Annotated in this window: 24 protein-coding genes and 1 riboswitch; of the genes, 19 read left to right on the forward strand and 5 right to left on the reverse strand. The window is 62.6% G+C overall.

Annotated features, from left to right (window positions below; all coding sequences use genetic code 11):
* The first annotated feature begins 3 nt into the window (after positions 1–3).
* Complete coding sequence (gene pmbA, locus Q1M07_RS12230; RefSeq protein ID WP_300454163.1) at positions 4–1380, forward strand: metalloprotease PmbA; 1377 nt, start codon at positions 4–6, stop codon at positions 1378–1380.
* A gap of 219 nt (positions 1381–1599) precedes the next feature.
* Positions 1600–2679: a TRAP transporter substrate-binding protein gene (locus tag Q1M07_RS12235; protein ID WP_300454164.1), complete on the forward strand. Its 1080-nt coding sequence runs from the start codon at positions 1600–1602 to the stop codon at positions 2677–2679.
* A gap of 119 nt (positions 2680–2798) precedes the next feature.
* Here the strand turns inward: Q1M07_RS12235 and Q1M07_RS12240 are convergent, their stop codons facing one another.
* Both Q1M07_RS12240 and Q1M07_RS12245 read right to left on the reverse strand, forming a co-directional pair.
* Positions 2799–4292 carry a TRAP transporter large permease subunit gene (locus tag Q1M07_RS12240; RefSeq protein ID WP_300454165.1) on the reverse strand — a complete coding sequence of 498 codons (1494 nt, stop codon included), beginning with the start codon at positions 4290–4292 and terminating at the stop codon, positions 2799–2801.
* Complete coding sequence (locus Q1M07_RS12245; protein ID WP_300454166.1) at positions 4292–4879, reverse strand: TRAP transporter small permease subunit; 588 nt, start codon at positions 4877–4879, stop codon at positions 4292–4294. Before Q1M07_RS12245 ends, Q1M07_RS12240 begins: the two co-directional genes overlap by 1 nt.
* A gap of 521 nt (positions 4880–5400) precedes the next feature.
* On the opposite strand from Q1M07_RS12245, the gene Q1M07_RS12250 reads away from it, so the two are divergent.
* Positions 5401–5634, forward strand: coding sequence for a hypothetical protein (locus Q1M07_RS12250; protein WP_300454167.1), 234 nt, complete (start codon positions 5401–5403; stop codon positions 5632–5634).
* A gap of 42 nt (positions 5635–5676) precedes the next feature.
* Here Q1M07_RS12250 and Q1M07_RS12255 read toward each other — a convergent pair whose 3' ends face one another.
* From Q1M07_RS12255 to Q1M07_RS12265, 3 genes are all read right to left on the reverse strand, one after another.
* The gene (locus tag Q1M07_RS12255; RefSeq protein ID WP_300454168.1) at positions 5677–7170 is read right to left on the reverse strand and encodes a sensor histidine kinase N-terminal domain-containing protein; all 1494 of its coding nucleotides are present in this window, start codon (positions 7168–7170) and stop codon (positions 5677–5679) included.
* Positions 7139–7819, reverse strand: a complete 681-nt coding sequence (locus Q1M07_RS12260) for a response regulator transcription factor (protein WP_300454169.1) — start codon at positions 7817–7819, stop codon at positions 7139–7141. Before Q1M07_RS12260 ends, Q1M07_RS12255 begins: the two co-directional genes overlap by 32 nt.
* Before the next feature lie 335 nt (positions 7820–8154).
* Positions 8155–9345: a M20 aminoacylase family protein gene (locus Q1M07_RS12265; protein ID WP_300454170.1), complete on the reverse strand. Its 1191-nt coding sequence runs from the start codon at positions 9343–9345 to the stop codon at positions 8155–8157.
* An 84-nt stretch (positions 9346–9429) separates the two neighbouring features.
* On the opposite strand from Q1M07_RS12265, the gene rapZ reads away from it, so the two are divergent.
* The 16 genes from rapZ (at position 9430) to Q1M07_RS12345 (ending at position 23150) form a co-directional block, all read left to right on the forward strand.
* Positions 9430–10311: an RNase adapter RapZ gene (gene rapZ, locus Q1M07_RS12270; protein ID WP_300454172.1), complete on the forward strand. Its 882-nt coding sequence runs from the start codon at positions 9430–9432 to the stop codon at positions 10309–10311.
* The gene (locus Q1M07_RS12275) at positions 10308–10679 is read left to right on the forward strand and encodes a NusG domain II-containing protein (protein ID WP_300454174.1); all 372 of its coding nucleotides are present in this window, start codon (positions 10308–10310) and stop codon (positions 10677–10679) included. Before rapZ ends, Q1M07_RS12275 begins: the two co-directional genes overlap by 4 nt.
* A 96-nt stretch (positions 10680–10775) precedes the next feature.
* Positions 10776–10848: riboswitch (S-adenosyl-L-homocysteine riboswitch) on the forward strand.
* 109 nt (positions 10849–10957) lie between these two features.
* A complete protein-coding gene (ahcY, locus tag Q1M07_RS12280; RefSeq protein WP_300454175.1) occupies positions 10958–12367 on the forward strand; it encodes an adenosylhomocysteinase in 1410 nt (469 codons plus the stop codon).
* 25 nt (positions 12368–12392) lie between these two features.
* Positions 12393–12743 carry a phage holin family protein gene (locus Q1M07_RS12285; RefSeq protein ID WP_300454176.1) on the forward strand — a complete coding sequence of 117 codons (351 nt, stop codon included), beginning with the start codon at positions 12393–12395 and terminating at the stop codon, positions 12741–12743.
* 6 nt (positions 12744–12749) lie between these two features.
* Entirely contained in the window at positions 12750–13640 is an 891-nt protein-coding gene (metF, locus tag Q1M07_RS12290) for a methylenetetrahydrofolate reductase [NAD(P)H] (protein WP_300454177.1), read from the forward strand.
* Complete coding sequence (locus tag Q1M07_RS12295; RefSeq protein ID WP_300454178.1) at positions 13637–13915, forward strand: DnaJ domain-containing protein; 279 nt, start codon at positions 13637–13639, stop codon at positions 13913–13915. The genes metF and Q1M07_RS12295 overlap by 4 nt, the downstream gene beginning before the upstream one ends.
* Positions 13912–14496: a hypothetical protein gene (locus Q1M07_RS12300; RefSeq protein WP_300454179.1), complete on the forward strand. Its 585-nt coding sequence runs from the start codon at positions 13912–13914 to the stop codon at positions 14494–14496. Before Q1M07_RS12295 ends, Q1M07_RS12300 begins: the two co-directional genes overlap by 4 nt.
* A gap of 4 nt (positions 14497–14500) precedes the next feature.
* Positions 14501–15226 carry a hypothetical protein gene (locus Q1M07_RS12305; RefSeq protein WP_300454180.1) on the forward strand — a complete coding sequence of 242 codons (726 nt, stop codon included), beginning with the start codon at positions 14501–14503 and terminating at the stop codon, positions 15224–15226.
* Positions 15227–15265: 39 nt separating this feature from the next.
* Positions 15266–16480, forward strand: coding sequence for a hypothetical protein (locus tag Q1M07_RS12310; protein ID WP_300454181.1), 1215 nt, complete (start codon positions 15266–15268; stop codon positions 16478–16480).
* A 173-nt stretch (positions 16481–16653) separates the two neighbouring features.
* Complete coding sequence (locus Q1M07_RS12315; protein WP_300454182.1) at positions 16654–17262, forward strand: MotA/TolQ/ExbB proton channel family protein; 609 nt, start codon at positions 16654–16656, stop codon at positions 17260–17262.
* A 14-nt stretch (positions 17263–17276) separates the two neighbouring features.
* Entirely contained in the window at positions 17277–17696 is a 420-nt protein-coding gene (locus tag Q1M07_RS12320; RefSeq protein WP_300454183.1) for a biopolymer transporter ExbD, read from the forward strand.
* Positions 17696–18742, forward strand: a complete 1047-nt coding sequence (gene lpxK, locus Q1M07_RS12325) for a tetraacyldisaccharide 4'-kinase (RefSeq protein WP_300454185.1) — start codon at positions 17696–17698, stop codon at positions 18740–18742. Before Q1M07_RS12320 ends, lpxK begins: the two co-directional genes overlap by 1 nt.
* On the forward strand, positions 18723–18899 hold the full coding sequence (locus Q1M07_RS12330; RefSeq protein ID WP_300454187.1) for a Trm112 family protein: 177 nt from the start codon (positions 18723–18725) through the stop codon (positions 18897–18899). Before lpxK ends, Q1M07_RS12330 begins: the two co-directional genes overlap by 20 nt.
* A gap of 17 nt (positions 18900–18916) precedes the next feature.
* Positions 18917–19681: a 3-deoxy-manno-octulosonate cytidylyltransferase gene (gene kdsB / locus Q1M07_RS12335; RefSeq protein ID WP_300454188.1), complete on the forward strand. Its 765-nt coding sequence runs from the start codon at positions 18917–18919 to the stop codon at positions 19679–19681.
* A 131-nt stretch (positions 19682–19812) separates the two neighbouring features.
* A complete protein-coding gene (gene adk, locus Q1M07_RS12340) occupies positions 19813–20466 on the forward strand; it encodes an adenylate kinase (RefSeq protein WP_300454189.1) in 654 nt (217 codons plus the stop codon).
* 269 nt (positions 20467–20735) lie between these two features.
* Positions 20736–23150 carry a sodium-translocating pyrophosphatase gene (locus Q1M07_RS12345; RefSeq protein WP_300454190.1) on the forward strand — a complete coding sequence of 805 codons (2415 nt, stop codon included), beginning with the start codon at positions 20736–20738 and terminating at the stop codon, positions 23148–23150.
* The last annotated feature ends 15 nt before the right edge of the window (positions 23151–23165 follow it).

The raw sequence follows: 23165 nt of genomic DNA on the forward strand, positions 1-23165 counted from the left end.
CTCATGCCTCGTCGAACCCCCACTCCAATCTTGTCAGAATCGCGTTTCAGCCATCGCTTCTCCACACTTCAGGAACTGGCGCGCGACGTCCTGGCGTACGCCGAGAAACAGGGTGCCAGCGCCTGCGAGGTCGACGTTTCGGACGGCTTTGGGCAATCGGTGACGGTTCGTCGCGGCGAGATCGAAACGATCGAGTACAACCGCGACAAGTCGTTGGCCGTGACGATTTACCTGGACCAGCGCAAGGGACAGGCAAGTACTTCGGATTTTTCGCCGGCCGCCTTGCGCGAGACAGCCGACGCGGCCTTGAACATTGCCCGCTTCACAGCCGCCGATCCCTGCGCGGGATTGCCGGATGCCGCGCTGCTGGCGGTCGACAGCGATAAACTGCCGGACCTCGACCTCTACCATCCGTGGGTGCTGTCGGTCGAGGCGGCGGTCGAACTCGCCCGGCGTTGCGAGCAGGCCGCCTTTGCCGTCAGCCCTCAGATCAGCAACTCCGAGGGAGCGATGCTGTCGATCCAGGAGGGACAGTTCGTCTCGGCCAACAGTCTCGGTTTCATGGGCGGCTATCCGACCTCGCGACACTATCTGTCGTGCTCGGTGATCGCCGGTCAGAACGAGCACATGCAGCGCGACGAGTGGTATTCGATCACCCGCCATCCGCTGGCGATCGATTCGCCTGAGTCGATCGGCCAGCGTGCGGCGCAGCGCGCGCTGTCGCGGCTTGGTGCGCGGAAGATCAAGACCTGCCGCGTGCCGGTACTCTTCGAAGCGCCCCTTGCCCCGTCGTTGATCGGCAATTTCGTGCACGCGGTGAGCGGCGGCAGCCTCTACCGAAAGACGTCTTTCCTGGTCGATAGTCTAGGCAAGCGGGTTTTTTCGAAGAAAGTCCGTATCAGCGAACGCCCGCACCTGCCCGGTGCGCTGGCCAGTACTTGGTTCGACAGCGACGGCGTTGCGACACAAGAGCGTGAGGTAGTCAGTGACGGGCGGCTGCAGGGCTATTTCCTGAGCACCTACTCCGCGCGCAAGCTGGGCATGCAGACGACCGGCAATGCCGGCGGCTGCCACAACCTCATCGTCCACCCAGGCAAGCGCGACTTCCGCGGCCTGCTCAAGAAAATGCGGCGTGGATTGCTGGTCACCGAACTGCTGGGCCATGGCGTCAACTACGTCACCGGCGACTATTCGCGCGGCGCGGCAGGCTACTGGATCGAAGACGGCGAGATCGCCCATCCGGTCGAGGGCGTCACCATCGCGGGCAATCTGCGCGACATGCTGGGCAATGTCGCGGCGGTTGGTAACGACGTTCTCGTCCGCGGCTCCAAGCAGGTCGGGTCGCTGCTCATCGAGCAAATGAAGGTGGCGGGTCGCTAGCTTCCGGCGCGGCAGACGCAAATCGTTGATTGCCGCCTAGTGCTATTGGCTATAATCACACGGCAACCTGTCAAGGGGGAGGTCGTGCCGTGGCTCACGAAAGGCACCTCGCCCGCCGCGGGGAAAGATGCCGGGGGCGAGGATAAGGGTCTTGATTTTCGTCACCGAGAGGAGTCTGGAGTTGCCTTGACCGTTAACAAAAACCTACAGGAGACAAATGTGGAAAGACGTTCTTTCTTGAAGAATGCGGGCGTCGGCCTTGCCGCCGGAAGCATGGCCATGCCGGCGATCGCGCAGAACGCGCCGACCATCAAGTGGCGGCTGGCGTCAAGTTTTCCGAAGAGCCTGGACACCATTTACGGCGGTGCCGAGGTGATGGCCAAGCGAGTCGCCGAGGCCACCGGCGGGAAGTTCCAGATTCAGGTTTTCGCGGGTGGCGAAATCGTTCCCGGGCCGGCGGTATTCGACGCTGTCAAGGACGGTACGGTTGAAATGGGGCATACGGTCTCCTATTACTATTTCGGCAAGGATCCCGCCTATGCGCTCGAGACCGCGGTTCCTTTCGGCATGACCAACCGTCAGATGGACGCCTGGATGCGTCACGGCAATGGCGGCAAGCTGATGGCGGAGTTGTTCGGCAAGTCCAACATCGTGACCATTCCCTGCGGCAACACCACGACCCAGATGGGTGGCTGGTATCGCAAGGAAATCAAGACGGTTGCCGATCTGAAAGGGCTGAAAATCCGCATCGGCGGTTTTGCCGGCGCCGTGATCAGCAAACTGGGTGCCGTACCGCAACAGATTCCGGGAAGCGACATCTATCCGGCGCTCGAGAAAGGTACGATCGACGCTGCCGAATGGATCGGTCCCTACGACGACCAGAAGCTCGGTTTCAACAAGGTGGCAAAGTTTTACTACTATCCTGGTTGGTGGGAGGGTGGCCCTCAGGTGTCGGCCTATGTCGGTGCCAAGAAGTGGGCCGAACTGCCGAAGGAGTACCAGACCATTCTGCAGATCGCCTGTGCCGACGCGCACGTCGACATGGTTGCCAAGTACGATGCCAAGAACCCGACGGCGCTCAAGCAACTGGTCGGGTCCGGGACACAATTGAAGCAGTTCCCGAAAGAAGTGATGGACGCCTGCTACAAGGCGGCCATGGAGGTCTATGCCGAAACCTCGGCGAGCAATCCGGGCTTCAAGAAGATTTACGACGATTACAAAAAGTTCATGGACGATCAGAACCTCTGGATGCGGGTTGCCGAGGGCGCCTACACGAACTATATGTACAGCAAGAGATAGTCGACTGCCGGGCGACGCGACCAGGGCAATACCGTCGCTGTCGCTGCGAATGGAAAGCGGAGGCCGTAGCCTCCGCTTTTTTTGTTGGCCGGGGGTGTTTCGTTCCGTGCCTCTCTCGGCTACTTGCCCTGATCCTGCTTCATCGCATCGCGGATTGCCTTGCTGGCCGCATCTTCCGCGTCGGCCGGCGAAGCCCCCGACGGACCCTGCAAGCCCGCTGGGGCACCGTAGTCGGACGTCGGCATTTCGATCTGCACTTTGTCGAGATCGACCGCAACATCCTGCGCCAGGCCGAAGGTCACCAACTGCGGTACGAAGATGAGGATCGTCACCATGATGATCTGGATGCAGACGAAGGGAATCGCTCCCCAGTAGATGTCGGTCGTCTTGACCGCCGCCGGAGCCACCGAGCGCAAGTAGAACAGCGCAAAGCCAAAAGGCGGGTGCATGAACGAAGTCTGCATGTTGACCGCCAGCAAGACCCCGAACCAGATCAGGTCGATTCCCAGCGCCTGTGCCACGGGTCCGAGCAGCGGTACGACGATGAACGAGAGTTCGAAGAAATCGAGGAAAAACGCCAGCAGGAAGACCAGCACGTTGACCACGATCAGGAAGCCGACTTCGCCACCTGGTAAGCCGGTCAGCAGGTGCTCGACCCAGCGGTGGCCGTCGACGCCGTAGAAGGTGAGCGAAAAGACGCGCGCGCCGACCAGGATGAAGACCACGAAAGTGGTCAGCTTGGCCGTCGTGTCCATTGCTTGGCGGAGCAGTTTCCACGACAGGCGGCGGCGCGTCAGGGCCATGATCAGGGCGCCGGTAGCTCCCATCGCGCCGCCCTCGGTTGGCGTAGCGATGCCAAGAAAGATCGTGCCGAGGACAAGAAAGATCAGCATCAGCGGCGGCACCAATGTCGTCAATACGCGCCACACAAGTCTGCCGCCGCGCAGTGTGCGTGCGTCGAGCGGTAGCGCCGGTACCCAGCGCGGCCGGAAGATCGCCACCAGCACGACATATCCGACGTAAAACGCGGTCAGCGTCAAGCCGGGAATGAAAGCGCCGGCGTACATGTCGCCGACCGACTTGCCCAACTGGTCGGCCATGATGATCAGCACCAGCGAAGGTGGAATGATTTGGGCGAGCGTACCGGACGCCGCGATGACGCCGGTGGCGAGCTTGGTGTCGTAACCGTAGCGCAGCATGATCGGCAGCGAAATGAGCCCCATCGAGATGACCGAGGCGGCAACGACGCCGGTCGTCGCGGCGAGCAGCGCGCCGACGAAAATGACGGCGAAGGCCAGGCCACCGCGCAACGGTCCAAAAAGCTGGCCGATGGTGTCGAGCAGGTCTTCGGCCATGCCCGATCGCTCGAGAATCAGCCCCATGAAGGTGAAAAACGGGATGGCGAGCAGCGTGTCGTTACTCATGATGCCAAAGATGCGGTCCGGCAAGGCCTGGAAAAGCTGCGGACCGAGCAAGCCGAGCTCGATGCCGATCAGAGCGAAGAAGATGCCGTTGGCGGCCAGTGCGAAGGCGACCGGGAAACCGACGAGAAGGAATATGACCATCGACACGAAGATGATCGGTGCCATGTTGGCGATTACGAACTCGGTCATCACAGCTCTCCCTTTTGCGCCTTGATCGCCAGCGCCAGTTCCTCTTCGGGTGTCGGCTTGTGTTCCTTCGCCGTCGGGTCGGGACAGAGTCCTTGCAGAAAGCCGATGCGTTTGATGAGCTCCGAGATGCCCTGAATAACCAGCAGGAAGAAACCGACCGGGACCAACAGGCGCACCGGCCAGACCACCAGGCCGCCAGCGTTGCTCGACTGTTCGTTGTTGTGCAGGGCGAGCAGGAAGATGGGCCACGACAGGTACATCACGGCGACCGCCATCGGCAAGAGGAAGAAAACGATGCCGAATATGTCGATCATCGCCTGGCCACGTTTCGAGAAGCGACCGGCGATCAGATCGATGCGCACATGCTCGTTGCGCATCAAGGTGTAGCCCGCGCCAAACAGGAATATCGCCGAGAACAGGTACCACTGGATCTCGAGAAACGCGTTCGAGCTGTAGTTGAGGGTGTAGCGCATCACGGCGTTGCTGGCGGCGATCAGCGTGACGACCAGAACCAGCCAGATGAGGGCCTTGCCGACGCGCTCGGTGAGCCCATCGATCAGCCGCGAGAGTTTGAGTAAACCGTTCACTGGGTATCCCTCCTTGGACAACTGAAAATTCGCTCCTCCCGGACGAAGTCGTCGCCTGTTCCCTGCCTCTTCCGTGGGCAGTACATCGCGCCGCACTGAGGAACAAGACGTTAGGCGGGCACGGAGCCGACAAGCCGCTCCGATTATGGCACATCTTCGTTCTATGCGAGAACGATTTCACCATTCGCAACGACTCCCGCCACTACCCGCAAATCCTTTCTGTATCAGATAATTGAAGGCTGTTCAAATGAGCTTTCAAGGGCCCCGAAGCGAATCCGGGCGAACCGTCGGCAGACGCTTCTCCGCTCTTGCCTGCCACCAACTGGCCAGTATTGGCGGCGGGCGGGCCAAAGTCGCCGTCGGTGAGCGCTGGCCAGGAGCCGTACTGTCTGCTAGGGTGGCGAACTTGGCCAAGTTCGCACGGGGGCGCCGATCCTGCCCGATCGCCTTCCCGCCGGCACCACCGAGGTGCGCGGCTTGCGCCGGCGTGACGACGGCAAACGAATTCGAAGGACTGCCCGATGGATGCTGACTGGGTTCTCGCGACCCTCAACGACGTCATGGATGCGCTCGAAGACGGCCTCAGCGAGCTCGAGGCCAATCCCGAGGCGATCGACGAACTGCTGCCGCAAGTGTTGCCGGCGATCTACGCCAAGCTCAACTACGCGTGGAACAGCCGCGAACTGGGCCCGCAAGCGATAGAGCAGCTCGACCACGACGCGCTGATCGCCTTTCCGAAGGACTTGCCATTCTGATCGGTTTCGCGGCTCGGCCCGCGGTAGCGCGGCCGACGATGCTCAGGCGAAGCCCGTCTGGACCGAATTGGGCAGCAATGGCTGTAGCGGCTGCGGACGATGGATCGGAAAGACGATGCGCGCAACACAGCCGGACTGTTCGTCGCCATCCGTGCTTCTGCTTTTCGGACGCAGACTGGCTGCGGCCAAGTGCAGTTCGGCGATCTCGCGGACGATCGCCAGACCCAGACCACTTCCCTCGCCGTCGGCGCCCTCGCCACGGTAGAAGCGGTCGAAAACCTTTTGCGATTCCTCGTCGGAAATGCCGCTGCCGCTGTCTTCGACCTCGAGCAAGGCGAAATCGCCCTGCGCCACGACGCGGGCAGTGACCCGCCCGCCCGCGGGGGTGTAACGCAAGGCGTTGTCTATCAGGTTGTTGATCATCTCGCGAAGGAGAAAGGCGTTGCCCTGGATGAGCACGGCACCAGTCGATTCGAAACCGAGATCGATATGCCGGTCGAGGGCTCTGACCACCCAGGTTTCGACGATTTCGCGCAGCAACTGATCAAGGTCGAGTTCCAGCAAGGCTTGCTGGGCGTGTCCACTGGCTTCGGCGTGCGCCAGGGCGAGAAGCTGATCCACGAGGTGCGAGGCCCGATCGACGCCTATCAGGATTTGTCGCAGGGCGTGGCGCAGTTCGGCCGGATCGCTCTCGCGCATGGCGAGCTGTGCCTGGGTCTTAAGGCCGGTCAGCGGTGTCCGCATTTGATGCGCGGCGTCGGCGATGAAGCGCCGTTGGGCATCGACGTTGTGCTGCATTCGGGCCAGCATCGAGTTGAAGGCTTCGGTCAGTGGCCGCAGTTCCTCGGGGACGCGCCCGAGAGCTATCGGCGACAGGTCGGCCTCGCGACGCGCGTGAATGCGGTCGCGCAGACGGGTCAGCGGGCGCAAGCCTTGCGACAGCCCGAACCAGACCAGTACGACGGCGAGCGGAATGATCACGAACTGCGGCAGGATGACGCTGGCGATGATCTTGTTCGCCAGTTGCGAGCGCTTTTCTGTCGTTTCGCCCACCTCGATCAACGCCCAGCGTTGATGCGCCGCATCGGGCGCGGGCAGTCGGAGGTAGGCGACGCGCAGCGTTTGTCCTCGATACTCGTCGTCACGAAAATGAACCTCGCCATTCTCGTTCTTCGGCAGCGCGTCCACGCGTTTTGGCACCGGCAGTTCCTTGTCGCCAGCGATCAGCCTGCCGTCACCGTCGAGCAAGTGGAAATAGACGTTGTCGATCTCGTCCGAACGCAAAAAGGCCTGCGCCATCCCGAGCAGTTCGAGTTGCGGCCGACCGTCGACGGAACTGACCTGGCGCGCGAGGGCGGCGACATGTTCGCGCAGAGACTGGTCATAGGGAAAGCTGGCCACGCTGTTGGCGAAATAGTGGGTGAAGGCAATGCTGATCGGCCACACGAAGAGCAGTGGCGCGAGCATCCAGTCGAGAATCTCGCCGAATAGCGAGCGCTGGATGTCAGGGTTTTCTCTCTTCCGCAGGTTTCTCAAGGTAATAACCGAGGCCGCGCACGGTGATGATGTTGACACCGGTCGATTCGAGCTTCTTGCGCAGGCGGTGCACGTAGACCTCGATCGCGTTGTGGCTCACTTCCTCGCCCCAGCCACAGAGGTGATCGACCAATTGATCCTTGCTGACCAGCCGTTTGCTCCGTAACAGGAGGATTTCGAGCAAGCCCAGCTCGCGCGCCGAAAGATCGAGCATTTCACCGTTCACCAGAGCGCAGCGGTCGGTCTGATCGAAAGTCAGCGAACCGCACTGGATCATCCGTGAGGTGCCCGACGAGCGACGGCTCAGAGCCCGGACGCGCGCCTCGAGTTCAGCCAGTTCGAAGGGTTTGGCCATGTAGTCGTCGGCGCCCAGGTCGAGCCCCTTGACGCGGTCATCGGTACCGTCGAGTGCCGTCAGAATCAACACCGGCGTGCCCGAATTGCGCGTTCGCAAACGGCGCAACACGTCGAGACCGGGCATTCTGGGCAGGCCCAGGTCGAGGATCACCATGTCGTAGACGTTGGTCATCAGCGCCGTGTCGGCATCAAGGCCGTTGTAGGCGCAATCGATCGCGTAGCCCGTTTGGCGCAATGAGCGGCAAAGGCCATCGGCAATGATCCTGTCGTCTTCGGCGAGAAGAATGCGCATGATTTCCAGAGTCCGGTTCGTCGCCCGTAAGCTATCTGTAAGCCCTCGCTCGTAAACTGAGCGCGCTGTTCTCCTTTTATGGTCTTAGGAGTTCCGGTTTCGGCCCGAACTCGGGGGGCACCTGAATACTGCACCGGGTGCTCCCCGCCATCTTTTTCTCTTGGGAGTAAGGCAGCGCACCGTGTCGGGCTCGTTACCTCGTTACGGGTGGCGCGTGCAAACTTTGCGAGTGTAGCAAAAAGCCGCGGCTTCGCGACGTTTGGGGCGGCGCCTACGACGGCTTGCGTGTCCGGACTCCCGCAGGCCACCCGCAGGCAGCGCCGGATGCTTTGCAGTCATGCTCCGTCGCGGTCGGCGTTTACTCCGAGAGCCGTTTCGACCAGTCGCACCCAGTAGCTGACGCCGATTGGCAGGATCGCATCATTGAAGTCGTAATGCGGATTGTGCAGAGTACAGCCACCCGTGCCCGGGCCATTGCCCAGCCAAACGTAGCAACCGGGCCGCGCGCGCAGCATGTAGGCGAAATCCTCGGCTCCCATCGACGGCAGGTCGTTCTCGCGGACCTTGTCGCGACCCAACAAGTCGGTAGCCACGCGTTGGCAGATCTCCGTTTCCGCCCTGCTGTTGATGGTTGGTGGATAGCAATGATCGAAACGCACCGAAATTTGCGCCGCGAAGACGCTGGCGATCCCGCGACATAGGCGCTCGATGGCGCGTTCGACAAGATCCTGGATTTCCCCCGTAAACGTGCGGATCGTGCCGCGCAATACCGCGTCGTCGGGGATGACGTTCCACGCCTCGCCGGAGTGAATCTGCGTCACGCTGACCACCGCAGACTCGCACGGATGTACGTTGCGGGCAACGACGGTCTGCAGCGCGAGAACCAGATGGCTGCTCACGACCAGTGTGTCGACGCCCTCTTGCGGCATCGCCGCGTGGCAGCCATGACCGCGTACCGAGATCTCGAAGGTGCAGGTTCCGGCCATTACCGCACCCGGCATCACGGCCATTTCGCCGACCGGAATCCCCGGCCAATTGTGCAGGCCGAAAATCGCATCCATGGGAAACTGTTCGAACAGCCCGTCGGCGATCATTACCGCCGCACCGCCTTCGGACTCCTCGGCCGGCTGAAAGACGAAATAGACGGTGCCGTCGAAATCCAGTTCGTCCCGGTGCTCGGCCAAGTAGCGTGCGGCGCCGAGCAACATGGCGGTGTGGCCGTCGTGACCGCAGGCATGCATTCGCCCTTCGTTGCGCGACCGGTGCGGGCACTCCCCTTTTTCCTGTAGCGGCAAGGCGTCCATGTCGGCCCGCAAGCCGATCGCACGCCGACTATCCCCCTTGCGCAGAACGCCGACGACGCCTGTTCCGGCCAGGCCGCGGTGGACCGCCAGCCCGTAGCTGTTCAGCTCGCGGGCGACCACTTCGGAGGTTCGTGTTTCCTTGAAAGCCAGCTCGGGGTGCGCGTGCAGGTCGTGCCGAATTGCCGTGAGGTCGGCGATGAAGGGAATATTCAGAGTAGTCATGAGCCTGGCCCGAGAAATCAAATCGGTATTAGTGTACGCCACAGCAACTTGTCGTGGAGCCAGCCATCCGTTATGCTTTGTGACATGCATCTCGTTCTCATCAGCGGCCTCTCAGGCTCCGGCAAGTCGATTGCCCTCAAGGTGCTTGAGGACGCGAATTACTACTGTGTCGACAACCTTCCATCGCAGCTGTTGCAGCCGCTTGTCGAGCAACTCGGGCAACAAGGGTACGACAAGGTCGCCGTGGTCATCGACATTCGCGGCGGTGACAGCGTGGCCAGGCTGCCACGGCAGCTCGACGCGCTGCGCGCCAACGATCTCGAGCTCCAGTTCCTGTTTCTCGATGCCCAGGACGAGACACTGATCAAGCGCTACTCCGAGACGCGCCGCCGACATCCGCTGGCCAGCGACCAACTGACGCTGACCGAAGCCATTGCCGAAGAACGGGTTCGCCTTGCCGGCTTGGCGGCACTCGGACACCACATGGACACCAGCGGCCTGAAGGCCAGCGTGCTGCGCGAGTGGGTCCGCCAGTTCATTGCCGCCGGAGTGGGGGCGGACCCCTGCCAGGGACTGACCCTGCTGTTCGAATCTTTCGGCTTCAAGAACGGTGTCCCGCTCGACGCCGATTTGGTATTCGACGTTCGCTGTCTGCCCAATCCCCACTACGACGCCAATCTGCGACCGCTGACCGGGCGCGACGCGGCGGTGATCGATTTTCTCGAGGCGGAATCCGAAGTGTTGCGCATGCGCAGCGATGTCGCCGGCTTCATTCGTGCCTGGCTGCCGGCCTACGTCCAGGATAGCCGTAATTACCTGACGGTCGGGATCGGCTGCACGGGGGGGCAGCATCGCTCGGTGTACCTGGCCGAGTGGTTGGGACGCGAGTTTCGCGGTTGCGCGCGCGTGCTGATCCGGCACCGCGAGCTGGGCCCGTTGACTGCGGGCTGCCGTGAAGCTCCGTGAGGCCGACCTCGGTAAAGCCCGGCGATTGCCTGGTCGCCGCCCTGGGTCTCGGGGTTTGTGCGGCATCGTTTCCTCTTGCCTGGCAGGCGGGTATCGCCGACAAGGCGGTCATCAGGCGTGGCGGCGAGTTGTTCACGGAAATCGATCTGTCACGCAACGGCCGGATTGACGTGCCGGGGCCGCTGGGTATTACGACAGTCGTCGTCGACCAGCGCCGGGCGCGCGTCGCGGCGGATCCGGGGCCCCGTCAGTACTGCGTGCGTCAGGGCTGGCTGGCGCGCGCCGGCGAGATCGCCGTTTGCGCCCCGAATCAGGTTAGCGTCGAGATTCGTGGCAGCCGAAGAGCCTACGACTCGATGTCCTACTGAAGGGCGTAGGCTCGACGGGCGCGGGCGCCCGGCGTGGCCCGACGATATTTCCCCACGTCGCTGGCAAAGGTCGCCGATCGGTTATAATCCACAACTTAATCCGAGGAGCGCTGCAGGGCCGTCGAGCGACGGTTTCAGGCTCGGATTCCTCAAACGGCGCTCATCCGACCAACCCGTACCGGGTATGGGAAGATGGGTGGACGCCGGTCGAAAGTCTTCAGCCGGCACTCACCGCAGCTTTCCTGCCCCGGTCACAGTCATGATGGAGCCTTACTGTGATGGATGCTGCTAGCCAGATTAAAGACTACGTGATTGCCGACCTCGGTCTCGCCGACTGGGGCCGCAAGGAAATTCGCATCGCCGAAACCGAAATGCCGGGTCTGATGGCGATTCGCGAAGAATTCGCCGCCGCCAAACCGCTCGCCGGGGCACGTATCACCGGGTCCCTGCACATGACGATCCAGACGGCCGTGCTGATCGAGACGCTGACCGCTCTCGGCGCTGAGTTGCGCTGGGCTTCGTGCAACATCTTTTCGACGCAGGACCATGCCGCCGCCGCCATCGCGGCTGACGGCATCGCCGTTTTCGCGGTCAAGGGCGAGTCCCTGCAGGACTACTGGGATTACACCCACCGTATCTTCGAATGGCCCGATGGCGGCTACAGCAACATGATCCTCGACGATGGAGGCGATGCGACCCTGCTGCTGCATCTCGGCGCCAAAGCCGAAAGGGATCCCGCGGTGCTCGCCAGCCCGACTTCGGAGGAAGAAACCATACTCTTCGCCGCGATCCGTGCCCGTCTGGCCAGCGATCCCGGCTGGTACTCGGCGCGTCTGGCGGCGGTCAAGGGTGTGACCGAGGAGACCACGACCGGTGTTCATCGCCTTTACCAGATGCACGCGCGCGGCGAGTTGATGTTTCCGGCGATCAACGTCAATGATTCGGTCACCAAGTCGAAGTTCGACAACCTCTACGGTTGCCGCGAATCGCTGGTCGACGGCATCAAGCGTGCCACCGATGTGATGATCGCCGGCAAGGTGGCGCTCATCGCCGGCTACGGCGACGTCGGTAAAGGCTCGGCGCAGGCCATGCGTGCGCTCTCGGCGCAGGTTTGGGTGACCGAAATCGATCCCATCTGCGCCCTGCAGGCGGCGATGGAGGGCTACCGCGTAGTGACCATGGACTACGCCGCTGACAAGGCCGATATCTTCGTCACCTGTACCGGCAACTACCACGTGATCAATCACGAACACATGTGCAAGATGAAGGATCAGGCAATCGTCTGCAACATCGGCCACTTCGACAACGAAATCGACGTTGCCTCGATCGAAGGCTATCCGTGGGAGGAGATCAAACCGCAGGTCGACCATGTGATCTTCCCCGACGGCAAACGGATCATCCTGCTCGCCAAGGGCCGTCTGGTGAACCTCGGCTGCGGCACCGGACATCCCTCGTACGTCATGAGTTCCTCGTTCGCCAACCAGACGATCGCGCAGATCGAACTGTTCACTCGCGCGGCCGATTACCCGGTCGGCGTTTACACGCTGCCGAAGCATCTCGACGAAAAGGTCGCCCGCCTGCAACTGAAAAAGCTCAACGCGCAGTTGAGCGAGTTGACCGACCAGCAGGCGGCTTACATCGGCGTACCGAAACAAGGTCCGTACAAGCCCGAGCACTACCGCTACTGATGTCGGCTTTCTACAGGAGGGCGCCGTGCGTCTGATCCTCGCCTGGCTGGTCAACGCCTGCGCCTTGCTGGCCGTTGCCTACCTCATGCCATCGATTCAAGTGGCCTCATTCGGATCGGCGCTGCTCGCCGCAGCGGTCCTCGGGTTGGTGAACAGCCTCCTGCGCCCGCTGCTGGTCCTGCTCACGCTGCCGGTGACGCTGCTCACGCTGGGGCTCTTCCTCTTCGTGCTGAACGGCCTGATGTTCTGGCTGGCCGCCTCCTTGCTCGAGGGCTTCGTGGTCGGCGGCTTCTGGTCGGCGGTTTTCGGCGCCGTTCTGTACAGTATCTTCTCGGCGATCATTTCTTCGCTATTGGCGACCGGGAAAAACAGGTAACCCGTGATGACCCAGGACACTCGTACCTTCAGCCTCGAACTGTTCCCGCCACAGACGGCCGAGGGCGCCGATAAATTGCGCGCGGCGCGCGCCCAAATGGCTCTGCTCGAGCCCCGCTTCTTTTCCGTCACCTTTGGCGCTGGCGGTTCGACGCGTGACCGGACGCTGGCCACCGTTCTCGAAATCCAGCGCGAAGGACATGCCGCCGCACCGCATCTGTCGTGCGTCGGCTCGACACCGGACAGTATCCGCAGCATCCTCGAACAGTATCGCTCGCACGGCATCCGGCACCTCGTCGCGTTGCGTGGCGACCTGCCCTCGGGTATGGCTAGGCCGGGGAGCTTTCGCTATGCCAATGAACTCGTCGAGTTCATTCGCGCCGAAACCGGCGACTGGTTCACGATCGAGGTCGCGGCTTACCCGGAGTACCATCCGCAGGCGAAGAGTCCGCGCGACGACTTGCTGGCCTTCAAACGTAAACTCGACGCCGGGGCCAACTCGGCGATCACGCAGTATTTCTACAACTTCGACGCTTACGCCCACTTCATAGACGACTGCCGGGGCATCGGCATCGACGTGCCGATCGTCCCTGGCGTCATGCCGATCTCGAGCTACAGCAGCCTGGCGCGTTTTTCGGACAATTGTGGCGCCGAGATCCCGCGCTGGATCAGGCGAAGGCTCGAAAGCTACGGTGACGATGCGACGTCGATCCGCGCCTTTGGCCTGGATGTGGTGACGCAACTTTGCGAAAAGCTGCTCGCCAGCGGGGCCCCCGGCCTGCACTTCTACACGCTTAACCAAGTGTCGTTGACCCGTGAGCTGTGGCACCGCCTCAGGCTTCCGGGCGGTGCCGCCCGGCCTGCCGTGTCAAGCTCGATCGAGGGTGGCGAGGCATGAAGGACCATTACGCTGCGCTGGGCCTGGCCAGCGATGCGACAGGCGAAGACGTCAGGCGGGCGTATCGCCGGAAAGCGTTGCAGTATCATCCTGACCGGAACGCCGCCGCCGACGCTACCGACCGCTTCCGCGACGTGCAGGAAGCCTACGACACGCTGTCCGACCAACAGCGCCGGCAGGCCTACGACGACAATCGCCGGCGCAATCTTCTCGACAACCCGCTGGTGACGGCGCGCGAGATCTGGAAGAGCTATCTGGGAGGAGTGCTGCCTTGAGTCTGTCGCCCTACTTTGCCGACCTGCGCTCTGCCTACGAGGCGGAACTGGACGATCTGATGACCGATTCGGGGGGGCACGATGTCCTCGCCAAACGGCTGAAGGAAAAACGCGCCCAACTTTCCCAACTGCTGTCGATGCTCGAATGCAACCCGGAAATGGTCGCCGTGGCCTTTCACGGCGGGATTCGATTTCTCAGTTTGGCAGTCATGCGCGACCTGGTGACGCAGGAGGCGGACGACCTGCCTTCGTGGTCGGAGCTGCGGGCTGCGCTCGAGTTGGCGCCGTGGGCCGAGGAACTGGCCCGGGTCGTTCTGCAGGACGCCAGCGGTGACCGCTTTCTGGTCGTCACTGCCTGCCTGGAGTATTTGCAGGGTCATACTGGCGCTCGTCCGGAGACGCCAGGTCGGCAGCCGGCTGCCGATGACGGCGACGGCGACGGCGACGGCGACGGCGACGGCGACGGCGACGGCGACGGCGATGATGACGACGAGGACCGGGGCATGGATCTCGAGGAGGCCGGAGCCGAATGGCTTTCGGAGCAGGGGTTCGAACGTAAGGATCGATTCTCGGACGATTGAGCCAATGAGCCACCCGATACGCCTGAAGGCAGAAAAGCTAATCCACGCCGGTGACATCGTCGGCGCCGAGAAGGCCCTGGTTTCGCTGGTCGACAGTGAGGGCGATACGGCATTGGTCGTCGTGCTGGACGATCTGCCGGCCAAGGATCTGCTGGCTATCCTGCGGGATTTCGATTCGTCGCGCGAATCGGTCGTCAACCTGCTGGTTACGCCGGAACAGTTCGCCCGCGCCATCGTCCTCGAACGGCGCTATGCCGACGCGAGTCACGAGCGCCTGCGCGGAATGCTCAACTCGGTGATCTTTCGGGCCGGCAGCGACCCTGGAGAGTTTCTGGCCGCGATCGGCGACATCGACGGCGGCTGCGACGTGCTGGCCGATTACCTGGCCGATCGTGTCGAAAGTGTCGAGCATTTTTTCCGTACCGGCAGTTTTGGTTTTTTCGACGACGGCGACGACTCGCTGGCCGATCTGAACGACGAGGAACGTCTCGACGCGCTTTCCGATCCCGATTCCAACCGCCCGTTTCTGAGCCATAGCGAGGTTACCGACCACGATTGGATGGAATTGGCCTGGCTACTGCGTTATCAGCAGCCGGAGCTCTTCCGCGACGTCCTGCTGACCCTGCGGGCACGTGCCAGGGCGGACGAGCTTCGGCGGGCGGCGTCGGACGGTGCTCCGGAGGAAACACCGGCGCCTGAGGCCGGGCCAGAGGAAGAGTCGGCGCTCTAAGCGCGGGCAGATCGCATCGAGCGCTACGGACTCGCCACGATGATGTCAACGTCCACAGCGAACGACAACCGCCAGGTCGCCGTTTTCGACGATCGGCCATTTTTCGAGAAAGCCCTCATTTACGGCGTGCGCAACCGGATCATCGATCAGGCGACGATCGATCGTATCCAACATGACGCGCCGAAAGGAATGGTGCAGATCGCCGAGCATTTCGGCACCCAGTACTTGCGTCCCAATATCGAAGAAGCGCGCGTCCGTATCGTCAGGCTCGTCAGCCTTTACCTCGAAGAGTTCAGCGGTGGCGATCTCGCGCAAGCCGCCCGATCCCTGCGGGACAATTCCTTCCTTTCGCATTCGCGGGGCGGATCCGATTTGCTCAAGAGGCTTTGGGCAATGCCCGAGGACAGTTCCATCGGACTCCTGGTCAATCGTTCGCAGAAGTCGTTTCTGGCCGACTGGTCGCTACGTACTCCCGACGAGTATAGACAGGTGCTCGAACAACGCCGCGGGAATCAACTGACTATTTCCGCCGCGTTGTGGTTTGCCGATCGGCTAGGCTTGCCGCGTGCGGCGATGGTGACCGTGGCTGCCGAGTCGGTCATCCGCAGCGGACTGCTGGTCCATCTCGATGGTCGTTCGGCATTCGCTTTTCCCAATGCGGCGGAGTTCGCGGCCATGCTTTCCCGGCTCAGGAACAAGGGTGTCACGGGCAAGGGCAGGAAGCGGCTGCAGGAGATTCTGAAGGATTTGCCTCCAGCCTTTGAGCCCGTCGTGGCACACGAACTGGGGCGGCTGGAAACCGAGGATCTGCGAAAGATCGGTGATCCCGCGCGGCCGCTCGGCGAGTTGATGCGCGAACTCGAGCCACTGTACTTCCTGCGTGACTTCGGCCCGGAGGATGCCGGTCACTTCGACGCCGTGGCAGCTACCGATTGGCACAGGATTACCGATGGCAAGACCGACGACAGTTCCTTGCTGACCATTTTCGTCTGCTTGGCGGCCGGCAACCCGGCTCGGCCGACGCTGACCAGAAGCGCCGCCCGCACCCTGATCAGCCGAGCCCGTAGCGGCGGCTTCCGAAAGTCGCCGGCAGTCGACTTCATCAGGACGCTTGCCCCCTACACGATGCAGGAAGACCTGGAAGCCCTGTGGAACGAGTTTTTCCCCGAGGCCGAGACTTACTTGCTCGACGCTTCCGATACGACTCTCGCGGATGCGCTGTCCTTCCTGAGGGAACACTGTAACGTCGTCTGACCACTCGCTTCGGGCGAGGAAAGCGCGAGCCGGTAGGCCGGCCACGTATTCCATGTGAGGCACTCGTCGAGGTCTGCCGCGCACCGTGGCGCCGCCCGCTGGCCAGCCAGGGCTTGCTGCAAATGCCGGCGCAGGCTAAAGTGCCGAATTGAAAAAATCTCCCGGGAGTCAGCGTGTTTTCCATCGTTCAGGCCGCCGGCTGGCCGATTTGGCCCTTGCTCATAGCGTCGATCATCGCCGTTGCTCTGATCATCGAGCGCCTGGTGGCGCTGCGGCGTGCCAAGGTCGTTCCCCCTGGCCTGCTGCAGCGGGTGGTCGGCGAGTACCGGCAGAATGGCGCCACGGCAGCGATGGTCGTTGATCTTGAAGCGCATTCTCCGCTGGGACGCGTGTTGGCCGCCGGTCTGCGCAATGTCGGCGCACCACGCGAGATCATGAAAGAAGCCATCGAGGAAGTCGGCAGCGTTGTCTCGCATGACCTCGAGCGCTATCTCACGACGCTGGGTACCATTGCGGCAATCAGTCCGCTGATGGGACTGTTCGGTACGGTGGTCGGCATGATCGAGATCTTCGGCTCGCAGGCGCCGAGCGGCAGCAATCCGATACAGCTCGCGCATGGCATTTCGGTGGCCTTGTACAACACGGGCTTTGGCCTGCTGATTGCCATCCCGAGCATGATCTTCTGGCGCCATTTCCGTGCCCTGGTCGACAGTTTGGTGATCGAGATGCAGCATCAGGCCGTGCGCTTGGTGGAAGTTCTGCACGGCGAGCGCAAGTCTTGAACTGAGGCCGGGCGATGAACTTCCGACGTGCCGGGCGGGCTGCGGACGCACCCGAGATCAACCTGATTCCCTTGATCGATGTCCTCTTGGTGATCATCATCTTCCTGATGCTTACCACGACCTATGCCAAGTTTTCCGGACTGGAGATCAACCTGCCGACGGCCGATGCCAACAAGCAGCCGGAGCCGCCGAATGAAGTCAGTGTGGCGGTCACGGCGGCCGGTCAAATCCTGGTCAATAAAGCGCCGCTGGCCACGGTGAGCGTCGCCGCGATCAGCGAAGCCTTGCGTCGTGCCGCTGGCGACGCCAAGGATCCGGTGATCGTCATCAACGCCGACGCCAAGGCGACGCACCAAAGCGTCATCGACGTTATGCAGGGGGCGCAGACCGCCGGCTATCCGCGCATTTCCTTCGCCACACAAGCGCCGCACTGATGGCGGTTTCCGGGATCGCACAGCGCCTTCCCGGCTGGTGGTACCAGCGCCATCTTAGACCGGCGCTCTGGCCGCTGTTGCCGGTAGCCTGCATCTTCGGCCTGCTGGTCGATCTGCGGCGGGCCTTGTACCGTTGCGGCGCGTTGCGCTCGCATCGTCTGTCAGTACCGGTGATCGTCGTCGGCAACCTTACGGTCGGTGGCAGCGGCAAGACGCCGCTCGTGTTGTGGCTGGTTCACCACCTGCGCGCGAGCGGCTGGCGACCGGGGATCATCAGTCGTGGCTACGGCGGCAGTGCCCGGCAGGTTCAGGCGGTGACTCCGGACTCGGCGTGTTCGCTGGTCGGCGACGAGCCCGTGCTGCTTGCCCGGCGCAGCGCTGTCCCGGTTTTCGTCGGCCGCGACCGCGTCGCTACAGGCCAAGCCCTGCTCGCCGCTCACCCGGAATGCGACCTGATCGTCTCCGACGACGGACTGCAGCACTATCGCCTGCAACGCACGGTCGAACTGGTCGTTTTCGACGGGCGAGCCACCGGCAACGGCTGGCTGCTGCCGGCCGGCCCGCTGCGCGAACCGCTGCGGCGCTTGTCGGACGCTTCGGCGGTCGTCTGGAATGGTCCTCGCGACCCGGGGCTGGCCGGCGCCGCTGGCCGGCTGCCGCAGTTCGACATGCAACTCGCCGGCCAGCGTTTTGTCGCTGCCGGCGGCGGCTCGGCGAGTTGTGGCGCGGCCGCCTTGCGCCAGCGCAAGCTGCACGCCCTGGCGGGGATCGGCGACCCAAGCCGTTTCTTCCGGCAACTCAGGGCGCTGGGGCTCGAGTTCGAGGAGCATTCCTTTCCCGACCATCACTCCTACCGCGCCGAGGACTTGGCTTTTGCCGGCGAGGGCGTGCTGCTGATGACCGAAAAGGATGCGGTAAAATGTGCCGCGCTGCTGACCGGTGAGGCCTGGGTGCTGCCGGTCGACGCGGTCGTCAGCCCCCCTCCTGGCCAGGCCGGCCTGTTGGAGACCCTTCTGGAGAAGCTTCATGGACGCACGCCTGCTTGACATTCTCGTCTGCCCGATTTGCAAGGCTAACCTCGAGTACCGCAAGGCGGCCGCGGAACTCGTTTGCCGGCCCTGCCGGCTGGCGTTTCCGGTCCGTGACGGTATACCGATCATGCTGCAGAACGAAGCCCGCCTCCTGTCCTCCGAGGAAGCCTGAAAGGTCGCCGTCGCGCCGTGCGCTTCAAGATCGTCATTCCGGCCCGCTACGCTTCCACGCGCCTGCCGGCCAAGCCCCTGCTCGACCTCGGTGGCAAACCGATGGTCGTTCGTGTGGCCGAACGCGCGCTCCTCACGGGTGCCGACGAGGTTCTGGTCGCCACCGACCATCGAGCGGTCCTGGCCGCCACCGAGCGTCACGGCCTGCGTGCGCTGCTGACTCGCAGCGACCACACGAGCGGGACCGACCGTCTGGCCGAGGTGGTCGAATCAATGGGCTGGAGTGACGATACGATCGTCGTCAACGTCCAGGGCGACGAGCCTCTTATCGATCCGGTGCTGATCGTTCGAACGGCTGCCCGCCTGGCGGAGAGCGCTGCCGATATCGCCACGCTGGCGCATCCGCTGACCGACGCCGCCGACTTCTTCAACCCGCACATCGTCAAGGTCGTGTGCACCGCAAAAGGCGACGCGCTGTACTTTTCGCGCGCCCCGGTGCCTTACGCGCGCGACCACTTTGCCCGTGAAACCGGCGGCGAGACGTTGCCGCCGGGCATGCCGGCGTACCGGCACGTCGGCCTGTACGCCTACCGGGTACGCTTCCTGCGCACTTACTCGGGACTGGCCGCCTCACCACTGGAAACCTTCGAAGCCCTGGAGCAGTTGCGTGCCCTGTGGCACGGATTCCGCATCAGCGTGGCGCTTGTCGATCACCTGCCGAGCGCAGGCGTAGACACCGCAGACGACGCCCGCCGAATGCAGGAATGGTTCAAAAAGGTTTGACCGTTCGCGCATTTGAGGGTAAGTTTCCGCCTGACGATCACGACAACGTGCTGCAACCATGCCGGTGGTGAAATGCAAGTATCTGAAGTACTGGATAAACTGCTCGATTTGATGTTCTTCGAAAGCGAACCATGAAACTCATACTGCTCGGCGCGCCAGGCGCCGGAAAAGGCACTCAGGCTCAGTTCATCAGGGAACAATTCAGTATCCCGCAAATCTCCACCGGCGACATGCTGCGCGCTGCCGTGAAGGCCGGTACGCCCCTCGGTTTGGCTGCCAAGAGTGTGATGGATTCGGGTGGCCTGGTTTCCGATCAGATCATCATCGGTTTGGTGACCGATCGCCTGCAACAGGACGACTGTCGGTCGGGCTATTTGTTCGACGGCTTTCCCCGCACCCTGGCGCAAGCCGAAGCGATGAAACTTGCCGGTATCGCACTCGACTATGTGCTGGAAATCGACGTTGCAGATTCGGAGATTATCGAACGCATGAGCGGACGACGCGTCCATCCCGCCTCTGGACGCGTTTATCATATCCGCTTCAACCCGCCCAAGGTTGCCGGAAAAGACGATGTGACGGGCGACGACCTGATTCAGCGTGACGACGACCGAGCCGAAACGGTTCGGAAACGTCTCGAGATCTACCACTCGCAGACCAGACCCTTGCTCGAGTACTACAGTAGCTGGGCGGCCGCTGGTGATCCGCAGGCGCCGAAATGCCGAAGGATTTCCGGTGTCGGGAGCGTGGACGAGATCAGGAAGGCGGCGTTCGAGGCCCTGCGGTAGTCGCGCCGATGCGGCCGGCTCGCGATCCGCCAATGGCGTTCTGGGTGGCGCCGTACCCGCCGTCGAACTGGTAGGCAGTGACAGGTCGGCACCACGCCGTGTCGGCTTTTTCTACCGGTTCGGTCGGGGGCACCGCGCACGACAGTTCGAGGCTGACGGAGGGGTTTCCTGGTCGCCGTTTTCTGCAGCAGCTTCGGTTGTGAAGCAAAAACCCGGCCCACGGGGACTGCTCGGAGGGTGAGGGTAACTTTAGAGAGGGAGGTTGTTTTATGTCATCATTTTTGATCTTCGCACTGGTATGTGCGGTCATTGCGGTGCTGTACGGGGCCGCCATGACGAAGTGGATTCTCTCGTTGCCGGCCGGCAACCCGCGCATGCAGGAAATCGCCAAGGCCATTCAGGAGGGCGCTTCCGCGTATCTCGCCAAGCAGTACACCACCATCGGCCTGGTCGGCGCCGTGTTGTTCGTGCTGATCTGGCTGGCGCTCGGCAAGTTGATGGCTTTCGGTTTCCTGATTGGTGCCGTGCTGTCGGGAGCCACTGGCTTCATTGGCATGAACGTTTCCGTACGCGCCAACGTGCGGACCGCCGAAGCGGCACGCAATGGCATTGCGTCGGCGCTCAACGTCGCCTTCAAGGGTGGCGCCATCACCGGCATGCTGGTAGTCGGCCTTGGCCTGCTCGGAGTCGCCGGCTACTACGCGTTGCTCAAGGGCTCGGGCGCCGACCTTCAGCACAGTGTCGAGCCGCTGGTCGGCTTGGCCTTTGGTGGGTCGCTGATCTCGATCTTTGCTCGGCTGGGCGGCGGCATCTTTACCAAAGGTGCCGACGTCGGGGCAGATCTGGTCGGCAAGGTCGAAGCTGGAATTCCGGAGGACGATCCGCGCAACCCGGCGGTCATCGCCGATAACGTCGGCGATAACGTCGGCGACTGCGCGGGCATGGCCGCCGACCTTTTCGAGACCTACGCCGTGACCGTCGTCGCGACGATGGTGCTCAGTGCGATGATGCTCAAGGGCGTCGTCGGTGCCAACGACAACCTGGTCGTTTATCCGCTGGTACTCGGCGGCGTGTCGATCGTCGCCTCAATCATCGGCTGTTTCTTCGTCAAGTCGAACGACGGCGGCAAGATCATGAACGCCCTCTATCGCGGCCTCGCCGTTGCCGGTGTCCTCGCCCTGGTCGCCTTCTATCCGGTGACCACCATGTTGCTCGGCAGTGGTGTGACCCTGGCGGACGGTAGCATGATCAGTTCGATGAACATCTTCTGGTCGGCGGCGGTTGGCCTTATTCTCACCGGCTTGCTGGTCTGGATCACCGAGTACTATACCGGTACCGACTTCTCGCCGGTCAAGCGCGTCGCCGAAGCATCGACCACCGGCCACGGGACCAACATCATCGCTGGTCTTGCCGTTTCCATGAAAGCCTGTGCGCTGCCGGTGCTGTCCGTCTGCGCGGCGATCTACATCACCTTTGCACTGGCCGGTCTGTACGGCATCGCCATCGCCGCCACCTCAATGCTGTCAATGACCGGCATCATCGTCGCCCTCGACGCCTACGGGCCGATTACCGACAACGCCGGCGGTATCGCCGAAATGTCCGGCCTGCCGAAGTCGGTTCGCGACGTGACCGACCCGCTCGACGCCGTCGGCAACACCACCAAGGCGGTGACCAAGGGGTATGCCATCGGTTCGGCCGGTCTGGCGGCGCTCGTCCTGTTCGCCGACTACACGCATGCGCTCGAGGTCAATTTCGGTGGCGGCCTGCGTTTCGATCTGTCGGACCACATGGTGATCATTGGCCTTTTTCTTGGCGGACTGATTCCCTATCTTTTCGCCGCGATGGCCATGGAAGCGGTCGGTCGCGCGGCCGGCTCCGTGGTCATCGAAGTACGGAGGCAGTTCAGGGAAATCAAGGGCATCATGGAAGGCAAAGCCAAGCCCGACTACTCGCGCGCCGTCGGCATGCTGACCATAGCCGCTATCCGCGAAATGATCATCCCCTCGCTGTTGCCGGTACTCGTACCTGTCCTCGTTGGCCTGCTGCTCGGTCCGAAAGCCCTGGGCGGGCTGTTGATGGGAACGATCATCACCGGCCTCTTCGTCGCCATCTCGATGACCACCGGTGGTGGCGCCTGGGACAACGCGAAGAAGCACATCGAGGACGGGCATTTCGGTGGCAAGGGTTCTGATGCCCACAAGGCTTCGGTGACTGGCGACACGGTCGGCGACCCGTACAAGGACACGGCTGGTCCGGCGGTCAATCCGCTGATCAAGATCATCAATATCGTCGCCCTGATGATCGTGCCGCTGATGGTTCCCGCGTCGACCGCCAAGCCGGTTGCCGAGGCGCCGGCGAAGGTGGTCGCGATCATCCCGGTTGCCAAGGTTTACTTCGCGATGGGCTCGGCTGAATTGCCCGCCGACGCGTCGAAAACGCTCGAAGCGATCGTCCAGCACGCCAAGGCCAATACGGCTGTCAAGCTGGCTATCTCGGGTTTCCATGATCCGAGCGGCAGCCAAGCGGTCAACGAGGAAATTGCCAAGAATCGTGCCAAGGCGGTACGTGATTCGCTGAAGAACGTGGGGATTGCCGAGGAGCGCATCGAGCTGAGGAAGCCGGAAGTCACCAGCGGTACCGGAGACCCGGCCGAGGCGCGTCGCGTCGAGGTCAGCGTGCAATAAAGCGTCCGATACGCA

The sequence above is a fragment of the Accumulibacter sp. genome, from assembly GCF_029255285.1.
GTDB lineage: Bacteria > Pseudomonadota > Gammaproteobacteria > Burkholderiales > Rhodocyclaceae > Accumulibacter.

Bases quoted from the DNA above. Each gene is read 5' to 3' on its own strand.
- Q1M07_RS12265 (WP_300454170.1), bottom strand. From the start codon at position 9,345: ATGACTACTCTGAATATTCCCTTCATCGCCGACCTCACGGCAATTCGG.
- Q1M07_RS12320 (WP_300454183.1), top strand. From the start codon at position 17,277: ATGAACTTCCGACGTGCCGGGCGGGCTGCGGACGCACCCGAGATCAAC.
- Q1M07_RS12260 (WP_300454169.1), bottom strand. From the start codon at position 7,819: ATGCGCATTCTTCTCGCCGAAGACGACAGGATCATTGCCGATGGCCTT.
- Q1M07_RS12345 (WP_300454190.1), top strand. From the start codon at position 20,736: ATGTCATCATTTTTGATCTTCGCACTGGTATGTGCGGTCATTGCGGTG.
- Q1M07_RS12310 (WP_300454181.1), top strand. From the start codon at position 15,266: ATGATGTCAACGTCCACAGCGAACGACAACCGCCAGGTCGCCGTTTTC.
- Q1M07_RS12295 (WP_300454178.1), top strand. From the start codon at position 13,637: ATGAAGGACCATTACGCTGCGCTGGGCCTGGCCAGCGATGCGACAGGC.
- pmbA (WP_300454163.1), top strand. From the start codon at position 4: ATGCCTCGTCGAACCCCCACTCCAATCTTGTCAGAATCGCGTTTCAGC.
- ahcY (WP_300454175.1), top strand. From the start codon at position 10,958: ATGGATGCTGCTAGCCAGATTAAAGACTACGTGATTGCCGACCTCGGT.
- Q1M07_RS12305 (WP_300454180.1), top strand. From the start codon at position 14,501: ATGAGCCACCCGATACGCCTGAAGGCAGAAAAGCTAATCCACGCCGGT.
- Q1M07_RS12240 (WP_300454165.1), bottom strand. From the start codon at position 4,292: ATGACCGAGTTCGTAATCGCCAACATGGCACCGATCATCTTCGTGTCG.
- Q1M07_RS12250 (WP_300454167.1), top strand. From the start codon at position 5,401: ATGGATGCTGACTGGGTTCTCGCGACCCTCAACGACGTCATGGATGCG.
- rapZ (WP_300454172.1), top strand. From the start codon at position 9,430: ATGCATCTCGTTCTCATCAGCGGCCTCTCAGGCTCCGGCAAGTCGATT.
- lpxK (WP_300454185.1), top strand. From the start codon at position 17,696: ATGGCGGTTTCCGGGATCGCACAGCGCCTTCCCGGCTGGTGGTACCAG.
- adk (WP_300454189.1), top strand. From the start codon at position 19,813: ATGAAACTCATACTGCTCGGCGCGCCAGGCGCCGGAAAAGGCACTCAG.
- Q1M07_RS12330 (WP_300454187.1), top strand. From the start codon at position 18,723: ATGGACGCACGCCTGCTTGACATTCTCGTCTGCCCGATTTGCAAGGCT.
- metF (WP_300454177.1), top strand. From the start codon at position 12,750: ATGACCCAGGACACTCGTACCTTCAGCCTCGAACTGTTCCCGCCACAG.